Source organism: Oceanisphaera marina, assembly GCF_014643915.1.
Lineage (GTDB): Bacteria > Pseudomonadota > Gammaproteobacteria > Enterobacterales > Aeromonadaceae > Oceanimonas > Oceanimonas marina.
In genome coordinates this window covers 1-14,319 of sequence record NZ_BMKE01000012.1, presented here as the reverse complement: position 1 = coordinate 14,319, position 14,319 = coordinate 1, and the positions used below count along the sequence as shown (strand labels likewise).

Genomic DNA, 14,319 nt, shown 5'->3' with positions numbered 1-14,319 from the left:
GAGGTGCGCTGTACTGGTGGCGCAAGGGTTGGATTTTCCCCCATCTCGGGGCTTGTGGGCTGCTGTGCCTGCAACGACATGGAGTTGTCTATGAATACGATTGTACTTGCGGTATTGATAATGATTGGCCTTAGCCTGGTTCGGGTGCCGGTGGTGATTGCGCTGGTGGTGTCGGCGGTGATCGGCGGCCTTTATGCGGGAATGCCAATAGCAGATATCACCTCGGCCTTTAATGGCGGTCTGGGCAGTGGTGCCGTGGTCGCGCTGGCATCGGCGACGCTGGGCGCCTTTGCGGTGGCGCTGTCGCGCACCGGTATTGCCGATGTTATTGCCGCTAAAACCCTGCGGCTGATCGGAGCCAGCCAGGATGCGACCCGGCTGAGGTATGTCAAATGGGGAATTTATGCGGCTCTTGTAGTGATCGGTTTTTCTGCCGACACCATAGTGCCCATTCATATCGCCTTTATCCCTATGCTGATTCCGCCTTTGCTTGGCCTGATGAACATGATGAAGCTGGACCGACGCATCATTGCCTGCGTGTTGACTTTCAGTATCGTCATTCCCTACATGATTGCACCGGTCGGCTTTGGTGCCATCTTTCTCAATGACATCCTTACCCAGAACGTCAACGAAGCGGGTGCCAGCTTAGGGATTGCGGTCACCAACGACATGGCACCCAAAGCCATGCTGATCCCGGCTTTGGGTATGGTAGTCGGGCTGCTGGTTGCCGTTTTTTTCAGCTACCGCAAGCCCCGTGACTATCAGCATGTTGAATATCATCAGCCGGTAAACGGTAACAATGCGGGTCAAACGGAGAGAGAAGAGCCTCGTCGCTTGTCCGCTTTGCAGCTGTCTATGCTTGGCGTGGCCGTGGGTGGTGCCTTGCTGGTTCAGGTATGGACCGGTTCCATGGTGCTGGGGGGCCTGCTGGGCTTTACCGTGTTATCAATGAACTGCTTGTTCAAGTGGAAAGATCAGGACGATGTGTTCACCCAGGGTATGCGACTGATGGCCTTTATCGGCTTTGTCATGATTGCCGCCGCCGGTTTTGCCGGTGTAATGAAGGCAACCGGTGCTATTCCTGAACTGGTGGCGGGAGCGGGTTCGCTGATCGGTGACAGCCCAGCCATGGCTGCGCTGGTAATGCTGCTGGTGGGACTCTTTATTACCATGGGGATCGGCTCGTCGTTTTCTACCGTGCCGATTATTGCGGCCATCTTCGTACCCATGGCGATGCATTTTGGATTTTCCCCCATGGCGACTATCGCTCTGGTGGGCACTGCCGGCGCCCTGGGCGATGCGGGTTCACCCGCATCGGACTCGACTCTGGGACCTACCGCAGGGCTGAACGTAGATGGGCAGCATGACCATATCCGAGATTCGGTGATTCCCACCTTCATGCACTACAACATACCGCTGCTCCTGTTTGGTTGGATAGCGGCGCAGGTTTTGTAACGAATTTGGATGCAGGGAGTAAAGAGCGGCGCCTGAGGCGCCGTTGTGTATTCTAGTGCCCTATTCCGTTACGTCGACCTGCTGGCCGTTGAAGGCGACCTGCTGGCCCAGCGTGATTTTGCAGCGCTTACGTACTTCCACGACACCATCCACAGTGACCAGACCATCGTCGATCACCATCTTGGCCATGGCACCCGATTCGCACCAGCCCAGTACTTTCAACAGATTATGCAGAGGAATAAAGGGATGTCCTTCCAAACTGAATTGTTCCTGCATCGATATTTACCTCAGTGAAAAATAGTGCGGTTATGGTAACACCGACAGGGGGCCTGCTGGCAGAGGCAGACGAACAAGATTTGTGTATTAGATCTTTGTTATTTACCCGCATGTTGGGCATTATTAACGGACTCACGTTTAGCTGATTGTTCTGATTCATACTAGAATGATCAGTTGTCGTTCAGACTCATCACTAAGCCGCCCCTCCCATCTCGTATGACGGTAAAGTAGCTGTGCTATCGAACCCGTATGGAAGCCTGGGATAGCGAAATGGCAGGGATTGATTTCGGCCTTGGTACAGAAGGTCTGTTTAGCGGAACCAATCACGATAATCAGCCAGGTGATTGTTATATTAGTTATTAGATCAAGAGGTACTTATGTCCGGACTACTACCCCATGTCGATCCCGAAGGCCTGCTGGAATATTCAGTGGTATATACCGATCGTGCTCTCAACCATATGTCGCAACGCTTTCAGCAGGTGATGCGCGATATTTCCGCCAGTCTTAAAGATCTTTATCAAGCTCACTCGGTAGTGGTGGTGCCCGGTAGTGGCACCTTTGGCATGGAAGCCGTGGCGCGTCAGTTTGCTACCGATCAAGACTGCCTCATCATTCGTAATGGCTGGTTCAGCTATCGCTGGAGTCAGATCTTTGCTGCCGGACACATACCCGCATCGGAAACGGTATTGAAAGCCCGCGCCATTGAAGATGGGCCACAGGCTGCCCTGGCGCCTGCGCCTATCGAGGAAGTGGTCGCCACCATCAAGGCCAATAAGCCCGGGCTGGTGATCGCCGCGCACGTTGAAACCGCGGCCGGCATGATACTGCCCGACGATTACCTTAAAGCCGTGGCCGCAGCAGTACATGAAGTGGGCGGTCTGTTTGTGCTCGACTGTATTGCCTCTGGTGCCACCTGGGTCGACATGAAGGCGTGCGGCGTCGATATTCTACTCAGTGCCCCGCAAAAAGGCTGGAGCAGCTCGCCTTGCTGCGGTTTGGTCATGATGAGCGAGCAAGCTCGTGCGCGCATTGACCAGACGCAAAGCACCAGCTTCGCCTGTGACTTGAAGCAGTGGCTGAAAATTATGGAAACCTACGAGCAGGGTGGGCACGCCTATTACACCACCTTGCCCACCGATGCGCTGGCCCAGTTTCGCGACACCATCAATGAAACCGGTGGTCTTGGCTTTGCCGAAATGAAGCTTCGCCAGCAGCAGCTGGGCGAGCGGGTGCGCGCCCTGCTGGCGGCGCGGGGCATCAAGAGTGTGGCTGCCGACGGTTTTGCCGCTCCCAGTGTCATAGTGTGTTACACCAGGGATGCCGACATCAAGAGTGGCAGCAAGTTTGCCGCCGAAGGGCTGCAAATTGCGTCTGGTGTCCCCCTGATGTGTGATGAGCCCGAGGATTTTCAGACCTTCCGTATCGGCCTGTTTGGCCTGGAGAAACTGCAGGATGTGGCCGGCACCCTGGCCAGACTCGAGCAGGCGTTGGACAAGGTGCTGCAGGGCTGATCACCTCACACGGCCAAATAATATAAAGCCACATAACACCAGGCCGCCAATTGGCGGCCTGGTTATTTTCGGCATAGCGCTAACACTCCTCTTTATACCATGGCGTCAGCTCCGGGCCTTTCCCTTCTGCTTGCACTGCTGCCTGCCTCATTCTCCTGCAACCGACGGCGGTGTGTTCCCGTACGGCCCGAAAGATGAAGCTTTTCTGAAAGTCTTGTCTATACAAGTGCACCTCATAATGCCGCATTTCATAATAAAACCTTTAAAATCAATATTTTGAAGTGATATCGCTCACTGCAACAGTTGCTGGCGTACATTTGGCTGACTTAATTCCTCAATAAAACCGTCATCTTCGACCACCAGTATGGCTCGCGAACCTATCGTGAGGCTGCTAGCAATGAACAAGATCATTGAGGTCAAAGGTCTGAGCAAGACCTTTGACAATAAAAAAGCGCTGAAAGAGATCAATCTGGAGATCGCCCACTCGGGGATCACTGCGCTGCTGGGGCCATCCGGCTCGGGCAAGTCCACCCTGTTGCGTCATCTGAGTGGGCTGGTGTTTTCCGATCATCGGGAAGGAGCCGAGGTCCGGGTGATGGGGGAGCTGGTGCAATCCCGGGGCAAGGCGGCGCCACAGGTGCGTCGCTGTCGGGCTCGGGCGGGTTACATCTTTCAACAGTTCAATCTGGTGAACCGCCTGAGCGTGCTGACCAATGTGTTGATTGGAGCCCTGAGCTCCACCGCGAGGTGGCGTACCCTGACCGGCTGTTTTACCCGGGAGCAGCGTCAACAGGCAATGGCCGCATTGGAACGGGTGGGTATGGCGGCGTTTGCCCACCAGCGTGTATCTACCCTGTCCGGCGGTCAGCAGCAGCGGGTAGCCATTGCCCGTTCGCTGATGCAGAAAGCGAGCATTATCTTTGCCGACGAACCCATTGCCTCGCTCGACCCCGAGTCGGCGCGCACCGTGATGGAACTGCTCAAGGACATCAACGAGCGGGAAGGTATCCCCGTTGTCGTGACTCTGCATCAGGTGGATTACGCGCTGAAATACTGCCAGCAACTGGTTGCCCTGCGCGAAGGCGAAGTCTTCTATCAGGGCGCAGCGGCCGATATTGGCGAACAAGCGCTAACTGCGTTGTACACCAAGGCTTCAAGCACTACCGACACCATGCCGATCCCGGCAATCCGACCGTTACGACACAACCCAGCTTTTGCATCCCGTTCCATTCAAGGACAACTGTCATGATACGTACATTGAGAAAGTTCGCCGGTGGCGCCTCGTTACTGGCCGCCATGATCGCCACCCCGGTACTGGCCGAAGATGCGCCGCTGTCGACCATCAACTTCGGCATCATTTCCACCGAATCCCAGCAGAATCTCAAGCAGCACTGGGAACCCTTCCTCGCCGACATGGAGCAGCAGCTGGGCGTGGAGGTAGAAGCCTTCTTCGCGCCTGATTACGCCGGCATCATTCAGGGCATGCGCTTCAACAAGGTCGACATTGCCTGGCTGGGTAACAAATCGGCGATGGAAGCGGTTGACCGGGCCGGTGGCGAAATCTTTGCCCAGACGGTGGGTGCCGATGGCCAGCCCGGTTACTGGAGCCTGCTGATCACCCACAAGGACAGCCCGCTCAACAGCCTGGAAGACGTGCTGGCTCAACGCCGTGAGCTGCTCTTCGGTAACGGCGATCCCAATTCTACCTCCGGTTTTCTGGTGCCGTCCTATTACGTGTTTGCCCAGAACGACGCCTCGGCTCAGGACTTCAAGCGAACCGTCAATGCCAGCCACGAGGTAAATGTGTTTGCGGTGCTCAACAAGCAGGTGGACGTGGCCACCAACAACACCGAAAGCCTGGAGCGTTTCGCCCAGCACAGCCCCGAGAAGGTGAAAAACATCAAGGTGTTGTGGAAGTCACCGCTGATCCCGGCCGACCCCATTGTCTGGCGTAAAAACCTGCCGGAAGCGACCAAGCAGCTGGTGTACGACTTCTTCATGCAATACGGCCAGACCGATGACCCGCAACAGAAAGAGATTCTGGCGGCGCTGCAGTGGGACTCGTTCACTCCTTCCAGTGACATGCAATTACTGCCCATCCGTCAGCTGCAGTTGTTCAAGGATCTGAAGGAACTGGAAAACAACGACGCCGATGTGGCCGACATCGTCCAGATAAAAATGGAACTGGCGGCGCTGAACCGTCAGATGTCTGCCCTGGCAGCCATGACCAACTAACAGCGACCCGGAGCCGGCCTGGCCGGCTCCGGGGGCAGCGGAGACTGAAAAATGAATACTGATGTCGTTACCCGGCTCGAATCGGGGTCTCGCCTGGGTCAAATGGTCAAGTGGGTGCTGCTGGCACTGGTACTGGCCTGGGCCTGGCAGGGTGCCGAAATGAATCCGGCGGTGCTGGTACAGGATGCCGGCAACATGGCCGAGCTGGCCGCCGATTTTTTCCCGCCGGACTTTACCCACTGGCAGTTGTACCTGAAAGAAACCCTGGTCACCCTGCAGGTGGCACTGTGGGGCACGCTGCTGGCGATAGTGCTGGCGGTTCCCTTCGGTTTGCTGTGTGCCGACAACCTGTTTCCCCAGTGGGTGTGCCAGCCGATGCGCCGACTGATGGATGCGACTCGAGCCATCAATGAAATGGTATTCGCCATGTTGTTTGTGGTGGCGGTGGGGCTGGGGCCTTTTGCCGGGGTACTGGCGCTGTTTGTACATACCACAGGTGTGCTGGCCAAGCTGTTTTCCGAGGCGGTGGAAGCCATTGAACCGGGCCCCATCGAGGGGGTGCGGGCCACCGGCGCCACCAAGCTGGAAGAAATTCTCTACGGCGTGCTGCCTCAGGTGATTCCGCTGTGGATCTCCTATTCGCTCTACCGTTTCGAGTCCAACGTACGCTCGGCCACCGTGGTGGGCATGGTGGGGGCCGGCGGGGTCGGGGTCTTGCTGTGGGAAGCGATTCGCAGTTTTCAGTTCGAACAGACGGCGGCCATCATGCTGGTGGTGATCGTGACCGTGAGCCTGCTCGATGTGGCCTCGCAGACCATTCGCAAACGCTATATCTGATTTATTTGACCCGACTTGTCTAGACAAGCGCGGCGAATAAACCGGCCAGAGAGAAAGGGGGGAACGAATGCGCGTCTACCAGGCTATTTACCGGCAACTGGAAGCGGATATTCAGCAGTATTTCAAGGCGGGTGATTATCTTCCGCCCGAAATGCAGCTGGCGGAACGCTTTGGGGTCAATCGCCATACGGTACGGCGAGCCATCGACGAGCTGGTAGCCAATGGTCTGATTCAGCGTCATCAGGGCAAGGGCAACATGGTTCTGCGCCAGCCACACCTCTACAAACTGCACGATGGAGCCCACTTCACCGGCAACTTTCTGGAGCAGGGCTCTCTGCCCAGTTGCCAGGTGATCGGCGCCCGTCTGATACCGGTTACCACCCGGCTGGCGCACGAGTTACAGCTGGGTCAGCAGCAGAAGATTATTTACATACAGACGCTCAGGAAAACGGAAAACATTCCCCGCTCGGTGATTCATCACTATTTGAGCAACCCGGAATGGTGGCCGGTATTAAAACAATTCCAGTACGGTTCCCTGCACGAGTTTTTAAAACGAACGCTGGATATCGAGCTGAAAAGAAAGTCGACCCGTCTGGGGGCCAGAATTCCCTCCGGTGAAGAAAGTCGTTTATTGCAGATCAACAAGTCCATTCCGGTGATGCGGATTAAAACCCAGAACCTGCTTAAAGGAACGGAACAGATAGCGGAGTTTTCCGTGAGTTCGGCTCGTGCCGATTTAATTGAATATGTCGTGGAGCACTAAATGAATACACCACAACGCAAACAATGGATGTCGGTATTGTCCCGAACATCGTTTTCGGCGCTGCAAAGTGGCTGGCAAGCCCTGCAGCTGGCGCCTGAGTATCAGTTGATTAGAGCCCCCGAAATTGGCCTGGCTCAGGTTCGGGCCCGCATGGGCGCCACCGGCCGACTGTTCAACCTTGGCGATGTCACCATTACCCGGGCGGTGGTCAAGTTGAATAGCGGTGAGCTGGGCTACAGCTACTTGCGCGGTCGCAACAAACCCCATGCGGAGCTGGCGGCATTGATTGATGCGCTGATGCAAACCCGCAGCGGGCATGAAGTGCTTAACAAGGGGCTGATTGCTCCGCTGGCGGCGCAGAAGGCAGAGCAGGAAACCGCGGCCCGCCAGCAAGTGGCGGCCAGCAAGGTGGACTTTTTTACCATGGTGCGGGGAGAAGACGAATGACCATGATCACCACGGCATTTTCGGATGCCATTCACGACAGTCAGGCCTGCTTTCGCCGGCTGCTAAAAGCGATGTCGGAGCCGGGCATGCGGGTCGAGCTGGACCGCGCCGGCCGTTTCGGCAGCCTGAGCGCCGGTTGCGTGCAGACGCTGCTGACCCTGGCCGACAGCGGCACCCGGCTCTGGTTATCCCCGGCGTTGCAGAAGGATAACGCCGTGCTCGACAACCTTAAATTTCATGTGGCGGCTCCGCTGAGTAGCGATGCCGCCGAAGCCGACATGGCGGTGCTGGCCGGTGCCGACCTGGCCGACTGCGGCGCGCTGTTAAGCCGTTTGCCGGTGGGCAGCGAGGAATATCCGGATCAGGGGGCTACTCTGCTGATCGAAACCGATTCTCTGGACCGGGGCGTCGAAGTCACCCTGTCGGGGCCGGGCATTCCGGATACTCGCCGTATTTTTCTGGGGCAGGTACCCGAGGCGCTGGTGCACTTTTTGAGCGAGCGGGACGCAGCCTTCCCGCTGGGTATCGACCTGATGCTGGTGTGCGACCGGGAACTGGTTGCCATTCCGCGTACCACCCGAGTGGAGGGATAAGCATGTATGTAGCAGTGAAAGGGGGCGAAAAAGCCATTGCTGCGGCACACCAGCTGCAGGCTAAGAAACGACGGGGCAATACCGAAAGACCCGAAATCAGCGTGGCCCAGGTAGAAGAGCAGCTGGCCGGCGCGGTAGACAGAGTGATGACCGAAGGCGGTGTTTACGACAAGGAACTGGCGGCGCTGGCGGTCAAGCAGGCGGGAGGTGATTTGGTGGAGGCGATTTTTCTGCTGCGCGCCTATCGCACCACGCTGCCACGACTGGCGACGACCGAGCCGGTCGATACTGCTGCCATGCGTATCGCGCGCCGGATTTCGGCGACCTACAAGGACCTGCCCGGTGGTCAGTTGCTGGGGCCGACCTATGACTATACCCACCGGTTGCTGGATTTTACCCTGCTGGCCGAGGGCGAGCACCCGGGGCCGGAGCCGGTGGCCACCGAGCCACAAGCCTGCCCCCAGGTGGCCGGCATTCTTGAGCAGCTCGAACTGATGGTGACGGAAACCGACAACGGCGAGGTCCCTGCTGATATCACCATGGCACCGGCTACTTACCCCTGCGACCGCTCTGCCCGTTTGCAGCAACTGGTGCGCGGTGACGAAGGCTTTTTGCTGGCGCTGGGTTATTCCACCCAGCGTGGCTATGGTCGCAACCACCCCTTTGCCGGCGAAATTCGCTGTGGTGAAGTGACCCTGGAGCTGGTGCCGGAAGAGTTGGGCTTTGCCATCGATATCGGTGACATCGAGCTGACCGAGTGCCAGATGATCAACGGTTTTGTCGGCGACAAGCAGCAAAAACCGGCCTTTACCCGCGGTTACGGTCTGACCTTCGGCTTTGGCGAGCGCAAGGCGATGTCGATGGCACTGGTCGATCGGGCGCTGCAGGCGCCGGAATACGGTGAGCAGGTGGCCGGACCGGCCCAGGACGAGGAATTTGTGCTGGCCCATGCGGACAACGTCGAAGCCTCGGGCTTTGTGTCACACCTGAAATTGCCGCACTACGTGGACTTTCAGGCCGAACTGGAGCTGCTGCGCAAGATGCGGCGGGAACACAAACAAACGCATGGCCCGGCAGCCGGCCAGGCAGGAGAGCAGGCATGATGACTCACCAGAGCACCACAGATGTACAGCATCACGGCTACAATTACGCCTATCTGGACGAACAGACCAAGCGCATGATCCGTCGGGCGCTGCTGAAAGCGGTGGCCATCCCCGGCTATCAGGTGCCCTTCGGCGGCCGGGAAATGCCCATGCCCTACGGCTGGGGCACCGGCGGCGTACAGCTGACGGCGGCGGTGATTGGCCGAGACGACATCCTCAAGGTGATTGACCAGGGCGCCGACGACACCACCAATGCGGTGTCCATCCGTTCCTTCTTCCAGCAGGTGGCCCAGGTGAACACCACCGAGGTGACCACCGAGGCTACTCTGATTCAGACCCGCCATCGCATTCCGGAAACCGATCTCGGGCCGGATCAGATTCTGGTCTATCAGGTGCCGATTCCGGAGCCGCTGCGCTTTATCGAGCCGCGCGAAACCGAAACCCGCAAAATGCACGCGCTGGAAGAGTACGGCATCATGCATGTCAAGCTGTACGAAGACATTGCCCGCTACGGCCATATCGCCACCGCCTATGCCTATCCGGTACAGGTCAATGGCCGCTACATCATGGATCCCTCGCCGATTCCCAAGTTCGACAACCCCAAAATGGACATGATGCCGGCGCTGCAGCTGTTTGGCGCCGGTCGTGAAAAACGCATCTATGCCATTCCGCCCTATACCCGGGTAAAGAGCCTCGACTTCGAAGACCATCCTTTCGAGATCCAGCAGTGGGACGAGCCCTGTGATATCTGCGGCTCCACCGACAGCTTCCTCGATGAAGTGGTGACCGACGATCAGGGCAGCCGGGTTTTTATCTGCTCCGATACCGATTATTGCCGCCAGCAGCAGGAGAAACAGTCATGAATCAGCAGGTGTCAACTTCAACACTGGCCGACACCATAGCCCGGCCGGAAACAACCATTAAGGTGAAAGAGCAGCCGCTGCTGTCGGTGCAGAACCTCAGCAAACTTTACGCCCCGGGCAAGGGCTTCAGCGAGGTGTCGTTCGAGCTTTATCCGGGCGAAGTACTGGGTATCGTTGGCGAGTCCGGTTCCGGAAAAAGTACCCTGCTGCAGGCCATTTCCGGCCGGCTGGCCCCGGATGAGGGCGAAGTACTCTATCTGCGTGGCAGTGCCGACAGTCAATTGCAGCAGGTAGTCAGCCTGTATCGAATGGCCGAAAGCCAGCGCCGGCAATTGCTGCGCACCGATTGGGGTGTGGTGCATCAGCATCCGCTCGACGGCCTGCGGCCACGGGTGTCGGCCGGTGGCAACATCGGCGAACGGCTGATGGCGGTGGGCCAGCGCCACTACGGCAGCATTCGCGAACAGGCGCTGCAGTGGCTGCAGGACGTGGAAATTCCGGTCGACCGCATCGACGATATGCCGGTGACCTTTTCCGGCGGTATGCAGCAGCGGCTGCAGATTGCCCGCAACCTGGTGACCCATCCCAAGCTGATTTTCATGGACGAACCCACCGGCGGGCTGGATGTGTCGGTACAGGCACGACTGCTGGATTTGCTGCGCCGCCTGGTGTCCGAGCTGGGGCTGGCGGTGGTGATCGTCACCCACGATCTGGCGGTGGCCCGGCTGCTGGCGCACCGGCTGATGGTGATGAAACAAAGCCGGGTGGTGGAAACCGGGCTTACCGATCAGGTGCTGGACGATCCGCAGCATCCTTATACCCAGTTACTCGTGTCTTCTGTACTGCAAAGCTAGGAGCGGTCATGACCTTCGCATTAAACGTTTCGAATGTTCGCAAGACCTTTGTCTTGCACAACCAGAATGGCATCCGGCTGCCGGTATTGGCCGGGGCTTCCTTTTCGGTCGGGCAGGGGGAGTGTGTGGTACTGCATGGCCGCTCCGGCACCGGTAAGTCTACCTTGCTGCGCACCCTGTACGGTAACTACCTGACCGACAGTGGCCGCATCGAGGTGCAGCATCAGGGGCAGCTGCTGGACATGACCCAGGCGCCGCCGCGCACCCTGGTCAATGTGCGTCGCCACACCATTGGCTGGGTCAGCCAGTTTCTACGAGTGATCCCCCGTATCAGCGCGCTGGAGGTGGTGATGCAGCCGATGATCGAGCAGGGCGGCAACCGGGCCGAGGCTAAGGCCCGGGCCGAGCGGCTGCTGACCCGGCTCAACGTGCCGGAGCATTTGTGGGCGCTGGCGCCGGCAACCTTTTCCGGCGGCGAGCAGCAGCGGGTGAACATTGCCCGGGGCTTTATTGCCGACTACCCGATTCTGCTGCTCGACGAGCCGACCGCCTCGCTCGATGCGACCAACCGAGCGGTGGTGGTGGAACTGATCCGGGAAGCCAAGGCCCGGGGCGCCGCCATTGTCGGCATCTTTCATGATGAAGACGTACGCGAACAGGTAGCCGACCAGCTCTACGAGATTCAGCCCGACAGCGACCGTAAGCAGACCAAACAGCAGACAGCCACACCGCAAGAGGAGCATTCCGCATGATTATTACCAATGTGAACCTGGTTCTGGAAAACGACGTGGTGCCAGGCTCGGTCGAGGTTATCGATGGCGAAATTCGCGCGCTGGCCGACAGCCCGAGCCGGCAGCCGGGTGCCATCGACGGCAACGGCGGCTGGCTGCTGCCCGGTCTGGTGGAGCTGCATACCGACAACCTGGACAAGCATTTTACGCCGCGGCCCAAGGTCAGCTGGCCGCCCTTTGGCGCCATGCGCGCCCACGATGCCCAGGTTGTGGCGTCGGGCATCACCACGGTACTGGATGCGGTGGCCATCGGCGACGAACGGGACGGCGGCACCCGCCAGGACAATCTCGACAAGATGATTCATACGGTGATCAACAGCGAACGGCAGGGCCTGAACCGGGCCCAGCATTTGCTGCACCTGCGCTGCGAGCTGCCCCATGAAACCACGGTGCCGCTGTTCGAGCATTATCTGGAGCTGCCGGAGGTTCGACTGGTGTCGCTGATGGATCATTCCCCCGGCCAGCGCCAGTTTGTCAACATGGTGAAGTACAGGGAATACTATCAGGGTAAATACCGGCTCAACGATCAGCAGATGCAGGAATTCGAGCGAAGCCAGCTGGCGTTGTCGGCCCGCTGGTCGGCTCCCAACCGGGCGGAAATTGCCCGCCAGTGCCGGGAGCGGAATATTTCCCTCGCCAGTCATGACGATGCCACCTCGGCCCATGTGCTGGAGTCGCATCAGCTGGGCATGGTGATTGCCGAATTTCCGACCACGGTCGAGGCGGCCACCGCCTCGCATCAGCATGGCCTTATGGTGATGATGGGCGCGCCCAACGTGGTGCGCGGAGGCTCCCATTCCGGTAATGTGGCTGCACACGAACTGGCGGCGCTGGGCGTGCTGGATGTGCTGTCGTCCGACTATTATCCGGGCAGTCTGCTTGAGGCGGTGTTTCTGCTGGCCGATGACGAACGCAACGCGCTGGGGCTGGCAGCTGCCACCCGGCTGGCCACCGCCAACCCGGCCCGGTCGCTGGGTCTGACCGACAGGGGCGTGCTGGCGGAAGGGCGGCGGGCCGATCTGGTGCTGGTACAGCGCCACCAGGGGCAGGTGTATCCTGCCCGGGTCTGGTGCCGGGGTGAGCTGGCGTACTGACAGGAGCGCAAGGATGAACAGCGGAACAGGACGCCTGTTTTATGTGATGGGGCCCTCGGGCGCCGGCAAAGACAGCTTTATGCAGGCGGTGCGTGAACACTTTGGCGCACGCCTGCTGGTGGCGCACCGTTACATTACCCGCGCCGCCTCGGCAGGGGGAGAAAACCATATCGAGTTGTCCGAGCCGGAATTCAGTACGCGTCAGGCTCTGGGACTGTTTGCTCTCAGCTGGGCTGCCAACGGCCATCATTATGCAGTGGGACGAGAGATTGAAAGCTGGCTGGCCGCGGGTCTGGACGTGATGGTCAACGGCTCGCGCGAATATCTACCGCAGGCTCAAGCCCGCTTTGCCGAGCGGTTGGTGCCGGTGATGATCTGCGTGGACAGCGAAACCCTGGGCCGGCGACTGCGGGCCCGGGGACGGGAAAGCGAAGCGGACATCACTCGGCGGCTGGAACGGGCCTCGGCCCTGACTCTCGCCCTGCCGGCCGGTGCCTGGCGGCTGGATAACAGCGGCGCTCTGAGCGACACCCTGCGGCAGTTTCGGCGCTATCAACAGGCGTTGCCGGCATGATGCGCCTGACCCTGCTGGGCACGGGGGCGGCTGGGGGCATGCCGCTGTATGGCTGCGACTGCGCCAGTTGTGTGCAGATCGAGCGAGAGCCGGCACTGGGCCGAGCGCCGTGTTCGGCCCTGCTGGAGTGGCAGGGAAAGCGACTGCTGATCGATGGCGGCCTGATGGATCTGCACCGGCGCTTTGCGCCGGGCAGCCTGGAGGGCATTCTGCTGACCCATTTTCATGTGGATCATGTGCAGGGGCTGTTTCATCTGCGCTGGGGGCGCAGCGCACCGATATCGGTGTGGTGCCCGAACGATTCAGCCGGTTGTGCCGACCTACTCAAGCACCCCGGCTGTCTGGATTTTCAACCGCCGCTGCAGCATGGGCAGGAGTGGCAGCTCGGTGAGTTGAGTATCACTCCGCTCGATCTGGTGCATTCCCGCCCGACCCTGGGGTATCTGTTTCGTCTTGGCGAGCGTCGGTTGGCCTATCTGACCGATACACTGGGGTTGCCGGCGGACAGCAGTCGTTGGTTGCATGCTCAGCCAACACTGGATGCGGTGGTGATCGACTGCAGCTTTCCTCCCCGTAGCGAGGGCCGTAACCACAATGCATTGGAGCAGGTGCTGGAACTGCGTGACAGCCTGCGACCGAAGCAGATGATCCTGACTCATATCGGTCACGATTTTCATGTCTGGTTGCAGCAGCATGCATTGCCGAACGGCGTGAAGGCGGGGTGGGACAACATGGTGATTGAGCTGAAAGACGAAACGGTATAGCGCTGACGATGACGTCTGGTGATGCAATCTGGTAATAAAAAAAGGCCGCCAATGGGCTAACACCGATCAGTTAAGAATTTTGGCGATCGGTTGACCGATCCTTATACGGCGTCAGAATACCCTCATCACCACATGGTATGAGGGTATTTTTTTGCTTGG

16 protein-coding genes are annotated in these 14,319 nt (G+C 58.9%); 15 read left to right on the top strand and 1 reads right to left on the bottom strand.

What is annotated here, in order from left to right; translation table 11 throughout:
- Positions 1–90 precede the first annotated feature (90 nt).
- Entirely contained in the window at positions 91–1,455 is a 1,365-nt protein-coding gene (locus IEW52_RS08570) for a Na+/H+ antiporter family protein (protein ID WP_188629653.1), read from the top strand.
- A 60-nt stretch (positions 1,456–1,515) separates the two neighbouring features.
- Here the strand turns inward: IEW52_RS08570 and ybcJ are convergent, their stop codons facing one another.
- A complete protein-coding gene (ybcJ, locus tag IEW52_RS08565; protein ID WP_188629652.1) occupies positions 1,516–1,731 on the bottom strand; it encodes a ribosome-associated protein YbcJ in 216 nt (71 codons plus the stop codon).
- Positions 1,732–2,108: 377 nt separating this feature from the next.
- Here ybcJ and IEW52_RS08560 point away from each other — a divergent pair, with 377 nt between their 5' ends.
- The 14 genes from IEW52_RS08560 to phnP all read left to right on the top strand — a co-directional run bounded on the left by IEW52_RS08560 (position 2,109) and on the right by phnP (position 14,160).
- On the top strand, positions 2,109–3,242 hold the full coding sequence (locus IEW52_RS08560; RefSeq protein ID WP_188629651.1) for an aminotransferase class V-fold PLP-dependent enzyme: 1,134 nt from the start codon (positions 2,109–2,111) through the stop codon (positions 3,240–3,242).
- A 397-nt stretch (positions 3,243–3,639) separates the two neighbouring features.
- The gene (gene phnC / locus IEW52_RS08555) at positions 3,640–4,491 is read left to right on the top strand and encodes a phosphonate ABC transporter ATP-binding protein (protein WP_188629650.1); all 852 of its coding nucleotides are present in this window, start codon (positions 3,640–3,642) and stop codon (positions 4,489–4,491) included.
- Positions 4,488–5,477, top strand: coding sequence for a phosphonate ABC transporter substrate-binding protein (gene phnD / locus IEW52_RS08550; RefSeq protein ID WP_188629649.1), 990 nt, complete (start codon positions 4,488–4,490; stop codon positions 5,475–5,477). Before phnC ends, phnD begins: the two co-directional genes overlap by 4 nt.
- A 51-nt stretch (positions 5,478–5,528) precedes the next feature.
- Entirely contained in the window at positions 5,529–6,314 is a 786-nt protein-coding gene (gene phnE / locus IEW52_RS08545) for a phosphonate ABC transporter, permease protein PhnE (RefSeq protein ID WP_229667862.1), read from the top strand.
- Between the two features lie 67 nt (positions 6,315–6,381).
- Positions 6,382–7,077, top strand: a complete 696-nt coding sequence (phnF, locus tag IEW52_RS08540; protein WP_188629648.1) for a phosphonate metabolism transcriptional regulator PhnF — start codon at positions 6,382–6,384, stop codon at positions 7,075–7,077.
- Positions 7,078–7,524: a phosphonate C-P lyase system protein PhnG gene (phnG, locus tag IEW52_RS08535; RefSeq protein WP_188629647.1), complete on the top strand. Its 447-nt coding sequence runs from the start codon at positions 7,078–7,080 to the stop codon at positions 7,522–7,524.
- Positions 7,521–8,117: a phosphonate C-P lyase system protein PhnH gene (phnH, locus tag IEW52_RS08530; protein ID WP_188629646.1), complete on the top strand. Its 597-nt coding sequence runs from the start codon at positions 7,521–7,523 to the stop codon at positions 8,115–8,117. Before phnG ends, phnH begins: the two co-directional genes overlap by 4 nt.
- 2 nt (positions 8,118–8,119) lie before the next feature.
- On the top strand, positions 8,120–9,220 hold the full coding sequence (locus IEW52_RS08525) for a carbon-phosphorus lyase complex subunit (RefSeq protein ID WP_188629645.1): 1,101 nt from the start codon (positions 8,120–8,122) through the stop codon (positions 9,218–9,220).
- The gene (locus IEW52_RS08520; protein WP_308424526.1) at positions 9,217–10,083 is read left to right on the top strand and encodes an alpha-D-ribose 1-methylphosphonate 5-phosphate C-P-lyase PhnJ; all 867 of its coding nucleotides are present in this window, start codon (positions 9,217–9,219) and stop codon (positions 10,081–10,083) included. Before IEW52_RS08525 ends, IEW52_RS08520 begins: the two co-directional genes overlap by 4 nt.
- On the top strand, positions 10,080–10,937 hold the full coding sequence (gene phnK, locus IEW52_RS08515) for a phosphonate C-P lyase system protein PhnK (protein WP_188629644.1): 858 nt from the start codon (positions 10,080–10,082) through the stop codon (positions 10,935–10,937). Before IEW52_RS08520 ends, phnK begins: the two co-directional genes overlap by 4 nt.
- Positions 10,938–10,945: 8 nt before the next feature.
- Positions 10,946–11,689 (top strand): phosphonate C-P lyase system protein PhnL, encoded by a 744-nt coding sequence (gene phnL, locus IEW52_RS08510; protein WP_188629643.1) that lies wholly within the window; start codon positions 10,946–10,948, stop codon positions 11,687–11,689.
- On the top strand, positions 11,686–12,822 hold the full coding sequence (phnM, locus tag IEW52_RS08505; protein ID WP_188629642.1) for an alpha-D-ribose 1-methylphosphonate 5-triphosphate diphosphatase: 1,137 nt from the start codon (positions 11,686–11,688) through the stop codon (positions 12,820–12,822). The genes phnL and phnM overlap by 4 nt, the downstream gene beginning before the upstream one ends.
- Positions 12,823–12,835: 13 nt before the next feature.
- Positions 12,836–13,396, top strand: a complete 561-nt coding sequence (phnN, locus tag IEW52_RS08500) for a ribose 1,5-bisphosphokinase (RefSeq protein WP_188629641.1) — start codon at positions 12,836–12,838, stop codon at positions 13,394–13,396.
- Positions 13,393–14,160: a phosphonate metabolism protein PhnP gene (phnP, locus tag IEW52_RS08495; protein WP_188629640.1), complete on the top strand. Its 768-nt coding sequence runs from the start codon at positions 13,393–13,395 to the stop codon at positions 14,158–14,160. Before phnN ends, phnP begins: the two co-directional genes overlap by 4 nt.
- The last annotated feature ends 159 nt before the right edge of the window (positions 14,161–14,319 follow it).